This is a genomic window from Sulfoacidibacillus thermotolerans, assembly GCF_003144315.1.
Lineage (GTDB): Bacteria > Bacillota > Bacilli > Alicyclobacillales > SLC66 > Sulfoacidibacillus > Sulfoacidibacillus thermotolerans.
The window spans coordinates 1-11,958 of sequence record NZ_MPDK01000005.1 but is presented as its reverse complement, the minus strand read 5'-3'; the positions used below and the strand labels follow the sequence as shown (position 1 = coordinate 11,958).

Annotated in this window: 11 protein-coding genes and 4 tRNA genes; 4 read left to right on the top strand and 11 right to left on the bottom strand. The window is 43.9% G+C overall.

Annotated features, from left to right (window positions below; all coding sequences use genetic code 11):
* Window positions 1-19 precede the first annotated feature (19 nt).
* Window positions 20-1,084, bottom strand: a complete 1,065-nt coding sequence (locus tag BM613_RS04300; protein ID WP_181362882.1) for an HD-GYP domain-containing protein — start codon at window positions 1,082-1,084, stop codon at window positions 20-22.
* A 313-nt stretch (window positions 1,085-1,397) separates the two neighbouring features.
* On the opposite strand from BM613_RS04300, the gene BM613_RS04295 reads away from it, so the two are divergent.
* The 3 genes from BM613_RS04295 to BM613_RS04285 are packed head-to-tail and all read left to right on the top strand — an operon-like array spanning window position 1,398 to window position 2,461.
* Entirely contained in the window at window positions 1,398-1,607 is a 210-nt protein-coding gene (locus BM613_RS04295; RefSeq protein ID WP_109429944.1) for a spore coat associated protein CotJA, read from the top strand.
* The gene (locus tag BM613_RS04290) at window positions 1,604-1,867 is read left to right on the top strand and encodes a spore coat protein CotJB (RefSeq protein ID WP_109429943.1); all 264 of its coding nucleotides are present in this window, start codon (window positions 1,604-1,606) and stop codon (window positions 1,865-1,867) included. The genes BM613_RS04295 and BM613_RS04290 overlap by 4 nt, the downstream gene beginning before the upstream one ends.
* Window positions 1,868-1,891: 24 nt before the next feature.
* Window positions 1,892-2,461, top strand: coding sequence for a manganese catalase family protein (locus tag BM613_RS04285; RefSeq protein ID WP_109429942.1), 570 nt, complete (start codon window positions 1,892-1,894; stop codon window positions 2,459-2,461).
* Between the two features lie 125 nt (window positions 2,462-2,586).
* Here BM613_RS04285 and BM613_RS14855 read toward each other — a convergent pair whose 3' ends face one another.
* From BM613_RS14855 to BM613_RS04260, 6 genes are all read right to left on the bottom strand, one after another.
* Window positions 2,587-3,621, bottom strand: a complete 1,035-nt coding sequence (locus BM613_RS14855) for an ABC transporter ATP-binding protein (RefSeq protein ID WP_146192760.1) — start codon at window positions 3,619-3,621, stop codon at window positions 2,587-2,589.
* Window positions 3,618-4,589 (bottom strand): ABC transporter ATP-binding protein, encoded by a 972-nt coding sequence (locus BM613_RS14850; RefSeq protein WP_181362881.1) that lies wholly within the window; start codon window positions 4,587-4,589, stop codon window positions 3,618-3,620. The genes BM613_RS14855 and BM613_RS14850 overlap by 4 nt, the downstream gene beginning before the upstream one ends.
* A gap of 7 nt (window positions 4,590-4,596) precedes the next feature.
* A complete protein-coding gene (locus tag BM613_RS04275) occupies window positions 4,597-5,511 on the bottom strand; it encodes an ABC transporter permease (protein ID WP_109429941.1) in 915 nt (304 codons plus the stop codon).
* A gap of 1 nt (window position 5,512) precedes the next feature.
* The gene (locus BM613_RS04270; RefSeq protein WP_109429940.1) at window positions 5,513-6,505 is read right to left on the bottom strand and encodes an ABC transporter permease; all 993 of its coding nucleotides are present in this window, start codon (window positions 6,503-6,505) and stop codon (window positions 5,513-5,515) included.
* Window positions 6,506-6,602: 97 nt separating this feature from the next.
* Window positions 6,603-8,273, bottom strand: coding sequence for an ABC transporter substrate-binding protein (locus BM613_RS04265; RefSeq protein ID WP_181362880.1), 1,671 nt, complete (start codon window positions 8,271-8,273; stop codon window positions 6,603-6,605).
* Window positions 8,274-8,305: 32 nt separating this feature from the next.
* A complete protein-coding gene (locus tag BM613_RS04260) occupies window positions 8,306-10,156 on the bottom strand; it encodes a GH39 family glycosyl hydrolase (RefSeq protein ID WP_109429938.1) in 1,851 nt (616 codons plus the stop codon).
* A gap of 177 nt (window positions 10,157-10,333) precedes the next feature.
* Here BM613_RS04260 and BM613_RS04255 point away from each other — a divergent pair, with 177 nt between their 5' ends.
* The gene (locus BM613_RS04255; RefSeq protein ID WP_109429937.1) at window positions 10,334-11,326 is read left to right on the top strand and encodes a LacI family DNA-binding transcriptional regulator; all 993 of its coding nucleotides are present in this window, start codon (window positions 10,334-10,336) and stop codon (window positions 11,324-11,326) included.
* Window positions 11,327-11,478: 152 nt separating this feature from the next.
* Here the strand turns inward: BM613_RS04255 and BM613_RS04250 are convergent.
* From BM613_RS04250 to BM613_RS04235, 4 genes are all read right to left on the bottom strand, one after another.
* Window positions 11,479-11,553 (bottom strand) — tRNA-Cys (locus BM613_RS04250).
* Window positions 11,554-11,559: 6 nt separating this feature from the next.
* Window positions 11,560-11,635 (bottom strand) — tRNA-Phe (locus tag BM613_RS04245).
* Window positions 11,636-11,714: 79 nt separating this feature from the next.
* Window positions 11,715-11,790, bottom strand: a tRNA-Met gene (locus BM613_RS04240).
* 9 nt (window positions 11,791-11,799) lie between these two features.
* A tRNA-Thr gene (locus BM613_RS04235) sits at window positions 11,800-11,875 on the bottom strand.
* Between the last annotated feature and the right edge of the window lie 83 nt (window positions 11,876-11,958).

Genomic DNA, 11,958 nt, shown 5'->3' with positions numbered 1-11,958 from the left:
CCGCCTTTCTCACTTTGAATCAATCTACGTTCCTATAGTTTCGCTGTGCATCTTCTAAGGGGCGAAAAAGTGACCAATTTTCCATCAGCAGATCGACCAATTCCGGGTCAAATTGCACTTCTTTACGCGCTAAAAAATAACTTTGAATCTCATGGTCTGCCCACGGCAGTTTATAAGGACGCTGTGAGCGCAGTGCGTCTAACACGTCTGCAACCGCCACAATGCGAGCAGACAGCGGAATTTCTTCCCCGCGTAAACCATCTGGATAGCCTGTCCCATTCCACCACTCATGGTGTGCACGAGCGATCTCTTTGGCAAGTTGAAAAACATTTTCGTTAAGTTGCTCATCGGGTGCTAAAATTCCCTCTAACTCGATTTCTCGTAGCATCTCCTCTCCATAAACGACATGCTGTTTTACTAATGCAAACTCGGTTGTATTTAGTTTGCCAGGTTTATAAAGTAAGGAAGAGGGGATATGTGCCTTCCCAACGTCATGCAACATAGCGGCAATCCCCATCGATTTAAGCCACTGCTCAGAAGCAAACATCGGATGTTTTCTCAACCATACATGTGATAGAGTCAATGTATAATGTTCCACTTGATGTATATGATCTACAATATTTGGATCTGAACTCTCTGCGACATACGCTAACTGCATTAAAATTCGGCGCCGCCAATTTTCTAATTGATCATTTGATAGGTACATACCACGCATGAGATGATCAAGAGCCCAGAAAATCCCTACATAGAACACGCGCTCTTGAATTGTAAATTTTGTGATACCTAGATTTACTGAATAGAGTTCACCACTCGGACGGCGATTTGTCATTACACCGGAAAATGATCCTTGTTCTTTTAATCGGTGATACATCGTCTGATATACGTATCGCGGTGTCATCGTTGACCGCAATAAACTTGCCTTTTGCCCAATTACCTGTTTTGATCGATAGCCAGTTAGTCTGGTAAACTCTTTATTAACTGCTAAGAAGATATGCTTCTCATCAGTAATTGACACCGCTTCTCCTAATCGCAAAAAAGGATGCAAAACTTCTGGAATAAAAGGATGTTCTTGTTCTGCATTCAACTGTTTATCCCCCCACCCAAAAACACTGCGACATGATCCATCTGTATCGCCCCACAATTGTACAATACACGCTGCCCACATCCTAGAAGTTCACAACGATTTAGAATAAGATATAGTGAACTATCTTTAACAAAGATCATGTTACAAAGAGTCAATTGAGTCAGAAGCGACACTTATCTCCCCCTATGCACTCGTCATCTCAATAAGCTCCCGAAGCATAGCAACTATTTATTTCCATGAATTTTTTTAACCTATTTTTTGTCCCACTTGCATATCGTTCTCCATATCTCCTGTGTGAGAAGGAGGATTGCATATGGTACCTCGTTGGCAAACCTACTCTGCCTATAAAAGTCCTAACGATCCCTGCCCTGTCTTAGAAACACGCCGATTTATTATCCCAGTCAATCAGTTTTTCACGGTTCAACCCCGTCGTCTCAAGCAGTTCGCTTACCGCGAAGCCTTGCGCCATGGAGTACTTTGGCCCGATCTTTATAGTCCATATACTGGAGGGACAGATTCATGACTAACCCATTGCCACCACAGTTTTACAATCAGTTACAAGAATTGCAATCTCTTGACTTTGTACTTAGCGAACTCACTCTCTATCTCGATACCCATCCCACAGATACACAAGCAATTGCCCAATTCGAACAATTTTTACAACGCAAAGAATCGATCGAACGACAATTTGAACAAATTTTCGGTCCCCTTACATCATACAGCCAGCAAATGACACAAACAGCCTGGCAGTGGATAGAAAGTCCTTGGCCATGGCAAATGTAATGCATCCTATACGAGGTGAGTGCTGTGTGGATTTATGAAAAAAAACTCCAATACCCCGTCAAAGTGAGCAAATGTGATCCTCAGATGGCCAAGTATCTAATCGAACAGTACGGCGGAGCAGATGGAGAACTAGCTGCAGCCCTGCGTTATCTGAATCAACGTTATACGATTCCCGATAAAATCATCGCATTACTTACAGACATTGGTACTGAAGAACTTGCACATCTTGAAATGATTGCTACGATGATTTACAAACTAACCAAAGACGCTACTCCAGAACAACTTCGAGTTGCTGGGTTAGGAGAACATTATGCGAATCACGGCGTTTCTTTATTTTATGAAAATGCCGCAGGAAATCCATTTACAGCGACTTATATTCAAAGCAAAGGAGATCCAATCACCGATTTATACGAAGACATTGCCGCTGAAGAAAAAGCACGTGCAACCTATCAATGGCTCATCAATCTCACTGACGATGTGGACCTGAAAGATAGTCTCTCGTTTTTACGTCAACGAGAAATCATCCATGCGATACGTTTTCGTGAGGCTGTAGAGATTCTAAAAGACTACCAAGAAGAAAAAAAAATATTCTAACTCCCCATCTAGTCAAAACAAGATAATGACAATCTCTATACCCTTGTTCAAAAAAGACGACCGTCATTATCTTGGCACACTTTTCTTAAGGAAAAAAGAAAGCGTGAAAGTTGAAGAAACTGTACTCACACTTGACGGTTCCAACAACTCACTTGATGTACTTCTGTCCCTTTCAAGCTAGGTTTTGCTTGCAAACACTCCCCACTGACAAGTTCACATCGTGCAGCAAAGGGACACCCCTTGTCTCCCGCATGTAACCTACCATAAAGAGTGATCTCATCTTTTGCAGGAATCTCTGCAAAATGAGGAGCACTCTCTGAACCATCTACACGATGTGCGGTAGGTTGCCTTTTTTTCCACGGATTTGGAATTGCCTGTAACAGTAATTGCGTGTATGGATGTTGCGCATGACTTATTACTTCTTCAATGTTGCCTCGTTCAACGACATGACCTTTATACAGGACAACCACTTCGTCGGCCATCGCTCGAGCACTATATAGATCGTGTGTAATATAAAGCACGGACATGCCTGTACGTTTGCGCAGTTGATCGATAAGTTCCAAAATATCTGCACGTATAGAAACATCTAACATAGATACAGGTTCATCCGCCACAATCAATTCCGGATTTGGAGCAATTGCGCGCGCGATGACAAGTCTTTGCCGCTGCCCTCCAGACAATTGATGCGGCTTTTTATGCGCAAACTGATCAGTTGGAGTTAAACGCACCGTATTCATAATTTCTAATGCTTGAAGTCGCGCTTGCTTTACATTCAAATGCAAGTGATTCATAAGCGGACGCACAATTGTTTGTAATACCGTGTTATGAGGATTCAATGATGAAAAAGGGTCTTGAAAGACCATCTGTACATAACGCCGATACACTCGCAATTGACTTGAACGCAAGCGGTCAACCTGCCATTCACCAAGTGTCACACTTCCCTCAGTGGGTTTCTCAATCCCTGTCACAATACGAGCCAAAGTCGTTTTCCCACTCCCGCTTTCTCCAACTAATGCAACAATGCGACCAGGAGCCACTGTGAAAGTTACGCGATGCAGAGCTACTGTTGTTCTTGCGCGATTTTTGAAAACTTTGGTTACCTCTTTTAAGGTTAACATTGCGGTTTTATGCGACGAGAACGTTTGCTCATCAAGCTTCATTTTCCAATTCCTCCTTGCATTTTGGTATATAAGTGACACGCGACCGCTCCTCTCTCTAATTCCAATCGCTGTGGTTCAAGTTCCCTGCAAGCACTCATCGCTTTTGAACAACGGGGCACAAAAGAACAACCTTGTAGAGGTTTTGAAAGATCAGGAGGAGATCCAGGAATTCCTTTAAATCGCAACTCCTTTGCTTGTGGATCCCCATAACAGCTTAATAGTGCTTCTGTGTATGGGTGCTTAGCCCCTTCGAGTAAAACTTCCACAGGCTCCTCTTCCACAATCTTACCCGCATACATCACCATCACACGTTCTGCCGCTTCTAACACAAGTCCCAAATCATGACTAATAAATAACACAGAGAATTTCATATGTCGTTGTAGTTCCTGCAGCATCTCGACAATTGCTTTTTGCACGATAACGTCAAGTGCTGTTGTCGGTTCATCTAAAATCACCAATTCAGGATTTAAAACCAAAGACAAAGCGATCGCCACTCGCTGTTTCATCCCTCCTGACAACTCATGTGGATAAGCTTCCAGCAACGCTGGATCTAATTGCACATGGCGCAGCAACTCAGCAATGCGCTGATCCCTATCTTCCGCTCGTCCCTGTCCATGCGCCTTCATGACATCCGTAAATTGCTGCTTGATTTTAAGTACAGGATTAAATGCATTCATCCCTCCTTGTAAAACAATCGCGATTTTATCCCATCGCAACTTGCGCAATTCACGAGAGGACATCTTTATCAGATCTTCACCATTTAGCAATACACTTCCTGAGATCTCTAATTGTTGCGAATTTAAGAGTCTTGCGATCGCAAAGCCAAGCGTTGATTTGCCACATCCAGATTCCCCAACTAAACCCATGAAGGTACCGTCGGGGATCGAAAAATTCACCCCACGCACAGCAGACACGGATCGTCCATGTTGTGATCTATACTTCACCCATAAATCCTTAACTTCTAACATTGTGCTATCACTCCTCCTGTAAACGCGGATTGGCCACTGCATCAATGCCAAAATTTATAAAAGTAAGAGATGCTGCCAATCCCGCAATACAGAGACCCGGTGCTAAAATCCACGCCCATTGCCCACTTAGCATCGCATCACTACTTTGTGCCCAATAAATCATGGTACCCCAACTTGTAATGCTTGGATTCCCTAAACCTAGGAACTCAAGACCTGCTTCTGCCAATACAGCGCCAATCACTGCACCAAAAAAATTGGCAATAATATAAGACAACATGTTAGGGACAATTTCCCGAAAAATAATCCATAGAGACTTTTCACCGGCAAACTTTGCAGCAATCACGTAATCTTGTTGGACCATCGTAAACATTTGTGCTCGCAGAGTCCTTCCCCCAAAGGCCCAACCAGTAATTGACATAACGAGTATAATCTCACCAATTCCATGCGATGGAATATAGGCAGCAATTAAAATCATCAATGGCAAGCCAGGTAAGACTAAGACGATATTCATCAATAAGGACAATAAATCATCTACCCACCCACGAAAATATCCAGCAACGAAACCAATGAACATGGCAATGACAATCACGAGCGCCCCAGCGACAAAACCAACAAATAGAGAAACCCGCGCCCCATATAAAAGTTGAGTAAGCACATCTTGACCACTTTGTGTCGTGCCCAACCAATGTGCTAAAGTTGGAGGTTGCGAAGTGGCAAAGTCTGTATCTGAGAGAGAATACGGTGCTACAAGCGGACCAAATACAGCCATTGCAAAGAAAAAAAACAGCATGGTGATACCAATACGAGCTTTGCGATTTGACCATAAAAGAACGAAAAAATTGGGTGGTTTACGCAGTGTATCCTCGCGATCCGACTGTAATCGAATTGGGGTCACCGATGGTTTTAATGGATTCCACAACATCTTACCGAGCACCTCCCTTACGTACTCGTGGATCTAAAACTCCATAGATCACGTCAGCCATAAAATTTGCGAGTAATACACTTAGCGTAATAAAGAAGAATAAGGCTTGTAATAATGGATAATCTTGATTGTTCAGTGCAGTGGCTAAGAGATACCCCATTCCTGGATAAGCAAATACCGTTTCCATCAAAAGTGAACCGCCAACAACCATCCCTAATGACATAGCGAAATTCGTAACAATAGGTAATAACGCATTGCGTGCAGCATAACGAATTGCCACTGTCGTCTCTGATAACCCTTCAGCTCTTGCAAGCAGAATGTAATCTTCACCCAAAGTATTAATCATGTTATTGCGCATCCCAAGTAATGATCCGCCAATACTAGTGATAAAAATTGTTAATGCAGGCAAAACACTGTGATAAATAGCACTTCCCGCGAAATTCCAATTCAATGTGGGCGACAATGAGCCAGAATATCCACCAGAAATAGGGAACCAATTGAGGATATAGCCAAACACATAAATAAACATGAGGGCAACCCAAAAATACGGAAGTGCAGACGTAAAAGAAAACAACACGGTCGCACTCGAATCAAATTTTTTTCCACGATGCCAAGCTGCATAAATACCAAGGAGTGTACCAACGATAAACTGCAAGATTGTCACCAAGCCAACAAGTATAAGAGTCCATGGTAAAGCATTTGCTATAACAGCCATAACAGACAATGGATAGAATGAATAAGAAACACCAAAATTCCCGTGTAAAATATTACTTAAATATTGCCAGTATTGACTCCACAGCGATCCAGTGGGGAGCCCCAACATCAGAGCTAGCGCGTGTTCTTCTGTTGGTGTAATCGGCCCACGCTGTGCATATTTTGCCATCATAGCCTGTGCTGGATTACCCGGCATCAGTCGCGGCAAAATAAAGTTAAGTGTGATCGCAATCCATAGTGTAAGAAGTAAAAAGCCCGTTTTGCGCACAAAATACTTCATCAGCTACCGAACTCCTTTATCAAGGGTGGATGCCCTCCACCGACCCAAGAAAAGCCAATGAAGGGCATACAAGAAAAAATTTTCCTCATCATACATCCTAGGAGCGCGGTTGTAAGTGAGTCATGATCATGAGCGGCGCTTGCCCATAGGGAGCTGGTGGAGCATACGGATTGCTTGCACTTGGCCATCCGATGAATTTTTTACTGCTAAATTCACTCCACGTTGCTCCATAAAACAGATCAATCACCGGTAATTGTTTGTACATAATCGACTCAATCTGATAAGCATCTTGCAACTGCGTCTGTTGGCTTGTCGCTTGTCGCCAATTATTTAACAATTGATCCGTTTTTGCATCATGCCAGCGCTCTTGGTTTGCGTTTGCATTTTGCCCTACCGGCGCTGTATACTTGCTGTCAAGCAGTGAATCATAAGAAGTAAAAGGCGTTGGCGTACCACCATATGCCATCAGTGCCGCATCATACTGCCCCATTGCCTGGCTTTGACTGTAAGCCCCGTATTGTGGAGTTGAAACATTCACTTGAATCCCTAGCTGTTTCAAATCTTCCTGTATGATTTGCGCCGCTTGAATCCAGTCTGTCCATCCACTAGGAACTTCGAGGCTAAATGAAACCGGTTTCCCACTCGGATCTAACAAATCTCCTTGTGTGTTTGTGTGATATCCTGCCTGCGTGAGAATTTGTTTTGCCATCTGCACGTTGTACCCGTAGGCTCCTTGATTAGGAAGAGCGGGGTTTAGCCATTGTTGTTGACCTGGTAAAACGAGTCCCACTTGGCTTGCTGCAGAAACGTATCCATCTTCTGCTTGTTGCGCAATTTTCTGTTTGTCAATCGCATAAGCTAACGCCTCACGGAAATGAACATCACGAAAAGGCGCCTTCCCTAAATTGAGTTCTAGAGCAATAATCCCACCGGGCGGAAACCAATATTGATTGTACTGTGGGTCTTTACTGACATAGGTCTGTTGAACATTCGGCAAAAACAAAGTAGCCCAGTCCCATTGACCAGAAGAGAGTTTTAAAGCAGCCGTCTGATTGTTACCCAGTACAGGGAAAACAATCTTCTCAACATGTACATTGCTCGCTTGCCAATAGTAAGGATTTTTCTTGAGTGTATATTGGTAAGGAGTAAAACTTGCTACTTCGTAAGGACCTGTACCGACCGGATTCATGTTCATCCCTTTTGTTGGATGCACAATCGCAGCCCAGATATGTTGAGGAATAATGATTGAAGTGGAAATTTCGTAAAATGCAGGTACATCTGGTTGTTTAAAAATAAACGTCACTTTATTCCCATTCGCCGTTACACTCTGAAGAACTTGCCACAAACCTTGCCAATCTAGAGAGGGATGTAATTTCATGTAATTAAAAGTAAAGGCTACATCTTTTGCGCTAAAGGGTTGCCCATCATTCCACTTAACACCACTGCGTATTGTGAAAACTAATTTTTCATTCCCTTCCCATTTGTACGCAGTCGCTAACCATGGAACCACTTGCCCATTGATTGTATTAATAAAAAATAACGGTTCATAGATATAGCTCGTGCCAATTCGATTCCCCGGCCCAAAGGGATTGAAATTGTCTGTAAATGTGGGCGACCCATTATCTACCCCGATAACGAGTTGCGAAGCATTTACACGTGAGGAAGGAGTGCTCGTTGCACTATTTGTATTTGAAGCACAAGCAGTGAGGGAAGTGACTGATATCCCCATAGCCAAAACCATCGCCGCATATTTTACAATCTTTTTCATCATTCCGCCCCCATTCTGATCAACTGCTCTGTTTATCTAGCAATCTTTGGTGTAAGACGCAATCTTGCTACTCCTGGCATCGGCAAATCAACTTTATGTTCAAAAACACATAGGTCGCTGACAAACTCATCAAAAATGATGACTTCAGAAAGCTTATCCATCGACTGAAGAATCTCCCACTGTTTATCGTCTGGCCATTCTTGTTCACCCGACCACGCGCGCAATAGATTCGAATGCAATGCGTCAATACGTGCTAGCGACACCTGATAGGTTGCCTGAGGCAGATTTGTAATCCGCAATTCAATCGTTCGATCCAGTAGGGGATGGCCATTTTGTTGATCTTGATTTAATGTGCCATTCCAGATCAATACATCCACCTCCCCAGATTCTTTCCGTGTCGCCCACGCATCGACAAGAGAACCAGCACCATCTCCATTCAGTTCTATCTGAAGTGCTTCAAGTCCAAGCTCCTCAACGAATTTCAAAGCCCAAAAACGCGGTTTGCGCAGGTTACCCACTGTCAATAAACCAAATCCACCATGAAACAACTTTTTGCCACGTCCAAGCTCCTCAAAATAATCACTGATCACCCAATATGCGAGTGCATCAAGACTTGCCTGAGAACGTTTTATTCCGTGTAAAATAAAGGGCGCTCCAAACACCGAGTCATTAATGGGGGCGAAGTGCGTAGGTGTAACTCCCCACTCAGTCCACCAAATTTTTGTGTTAGGAAATCCCTCCGAGTGCAGCAATGAACGAAAATCTACAGGCAAATTACCATAGAGATGTGTCGCCAAAAAATCGAGTGGAAGATTTTCTGCACTGACAAACTTTATGAACTCCAACACCCATCCTGCAGCAGCAGTCGCTGGTCCCCCCACCAATAGATGTGCATCTACTTCTTTAATCGCTCGAACCGTTTCCTTGTACATAGTAAAATAATCTTCACTTGCATCTACCCAAAATGCGGATAAATTAGGTTCATTCCATACTTCAAAACCCCACTGACCGACTTCATCTACCCCGTAACGATCTAAAAGGTGACGAACAAATTCTTTTACAAGATCAGCCCATTGCGCCCACGAACGAGGCTTTGAGATACAAGCCTGATAGTGGAAAACAGTTGGCTCCTGATCGAGAGCAAGCTCTTTTGGCATAAACGACAATTCCACAATAGGCTTTAGACCGATCGCCAAAATTTGATCGTAAATAAAATCAACTTTTTGAAAATTGTATTGTGGCACTTGCCCAGAGACACTGCGAAACAGTTCGAGTTCATCAAGGAAAATCCCGTGAGCTCTTACATGGGTTGCACCAAGCTCACTGTGCGCAATTGCGAGCGACGCAAGAAATTCAGATCCGATCTCTCTACCGCCCATCACCTCCTTTGAGAAAATTTGCGAAAGATGTTCACTGCCGATCATGTGCCAGACAGGCCGAATTGGAGAATCTATTTGATCTGCTTTCACATCCAAGCGAATTTCCGAATCCCCAGATATACGTGCACCAGCCTGTACAGGCATGGACATGGGTCCCGCCTCGTGATCCGGAACACGAACAGACGCCACTGCATACCAATAGATCTTTCCTAGTTCCCCAGTCGTATCAACATAGACGGGGCCGGGCACCGTTTTAACACTATCCCCGCCTTTGTGATCAACAACTTCGTAAGGCCCCTCCTTAGCATCCGCACGGAAAATTAAATATCCTGACGCTCCAGGCACATCACTCCATCGAAGCGTCACTTGACCCAAACCAGATTGCACAAAAACTTCAGCAGGAGCGGGAAGATCCCCCGATAAACTCTCAGAATGATCCTTTCTGCCTGCATTCTCAGAATTCTGGAGATCTACTCGATCCCACTGAGCTACAAATTTTTTCACTAATTATCCCCCACTCCACAGAATGGCCTGGCATATCAATCTACTTTTTGTTATGATTATAAAAGTAGATTGTATCGTAAACGTTTACAGGATAACGCGCAATCAACCAGATGTCAATCATCCAATCGGCCTATTGACTTTAAGAAAAATTGCAATCTTTAAAGTGAGGCGATTTCTGTGACAGTCACGATTAAAAACGTCGCAAAACTTGCAGGTGTATCGATCGCAACTGTATCACGCGTACAAAACGGTGTCGGGCAAGTATCTCCCGAAACGAAAGCGAAAGTGCTAGCGGCCATCCGTCAGCTTAACTACGTCCCCAACAGAATTGGTCAAGCCTTACAAAAACAACGTCATGGCGCATTAGGAATTGTATTCCCCGACTTTTCCGGTCCATATTATGGCGGAGTTCTTCTTGGACTTGAAAATCAAGCGGTCACAGCTGGATATAGTGTTCTTGTGCTCGCTACCCATAGACGCCAAGAAAGTGCACGATTGATCACCGAATTATCAAGCCGTGTAGACGGTATGGTGATTATGGATCGAACAGTAAGCGACTCCACTATTTCCGCTATTGCAGATTCAGGAATTCCAATCGTCCTTTTAGCCCGTTCTGCCATTGGAGACTTACCAAGTGTTCGTTCTGAAAATCAGATCCCAGCAATTGAACTTATGACCCACTTGACAAAGGATCATGGCTATCGCAGTTTTGCCTTTTTAGGTGATCCGCAAATCGCCTATGACGTCACTGAAAGATGGCGTGCTGTAAATAAAGTTGCTCATGAACAGAATCTAGCTAGACCTAAATTAATCCGCTGCGGGTATCGTCAGCAAGACGGTTATCAAGCAGCACAAAAACTATTAACACAAGGCACACTCCCTCAATGTTTACTCTGTGCAAACGATGAAGTAGCATTTGGCGTGTATCAAGCATTGCGTGAAAACAATATACGCATACCCGATGAAATTGCTGTAACAGGGTGGGATGACATTCCAACAAGTGAATTAATCTCACCCCCATTGACATCTGTACAACAACCCACACAACAACTAGGAGATTTAGCAGCGCAAAAACTTATTCAAATCATAGAAACCGAAAACACAAGACTGGAAAATGATGTATTGTCATCCCGTCTCGTTTTGAGAAATAGTTGTGGCTGTAATCACTAGACCAGATTTGCTGAAACGCAAACAAGCATAGCCGCATGGTAAATGCGGCTATGCTAGGAGGAGAAAATGTTCTACCCATTTAGTATATCCTTTGCATTATAAAATATAAAAAGTTTCTCAGAGAGAAACCTTTAGGTCTATATCTATGTAAATGGAGGCGCCACCCGGATTCGAACCGGGGAATGAAGGTTTTGCAGACCTTGGCCTTACCACTTGGCTATGGCGCCAATACATGGTGGCTCGGGACGGAATCGAACCGCCGACACGAGGATTTTCAGTCCTCTGCTCTACCGACTGAGCTACCGAGCCGAAAAAACATATCAACCATAAAAAATACTGCCGATATGTAAATATACACTACTCATGATCTTCCGACCTCAAACAATGTTGGTTGCGGGGGCAGGACTTGAACCTGCGACCTTCGGGTTATGAGCCCGACGAGCTGCCAACTGCTCCACCCCGCGATAATATACTGGAGCTCCCAACCAGAATCGAACTGGTGACCTCATCCTTACCATGGATGCGCTCTGCCGACTGAGCTATGGGAGCATCAACCCTGTATGGCTGGGGAGGTAGGGATCGAACCTACGAATGACGGAGTCAAAGTCCGTTGCCTTACCACTTGGCTACTC

What these genes read in the sequence shown, in the direction of transcription:
- BM613_RS04295 (WP_109429944.1), top strand. Translation starts at nt 1,398, where the DNA reads ATGGTACCTCGTTGGCAAACCTACTCTGCCTATAAAAGTCCTAACGAT.
- BM613_RS04290 (WP_109429943.1), top strand. Translation starts at nt 1,604, where the DNA reads ATGACTAACCCATTGCCACCACAGTTTTACAATCAGTTACAAGAATTG.
- BM613_RS14855 (WP_146192760.1), bottom strand. Translation starts at nt 3,621, where the DNA reads ATGAAGCTTGATGAGCAAACGTTCTCGTCGCATAAAACCGCAATGTTA.
- BM613_RS14850 (WP_181362881.1), bottom strand. Translation starts at nt 4,589, where the DNA reads ATGTTAGAAGTTAAGGATTTATGGGTGAAGTATAGATCACAACATGGA.
- BM613_RS04275 (WP_109429941.1), bottom strand. Translation starts at nt 5,511, where the DNA reads ATGTTGTGGAATCCATTAAAACCATCGGTGACCCCAATTCGATTACAG.
- BM613_RS04270 (WP_109429940.1), bottom strand. Translation starts at nt 6,505, where the DNA reads ATGAAGTATTTTGTGCGCAAAACGGGCTTTTTACTTCTTACACTATGG.
- BM613_RS04265 (WP_181362880.1), bottom strand. Translation starts at nt 8,273, where the DNA reads ATGAAAAAGATTGTAAAATATGCGGCGATGGTTTTGGCTATGGGGATA.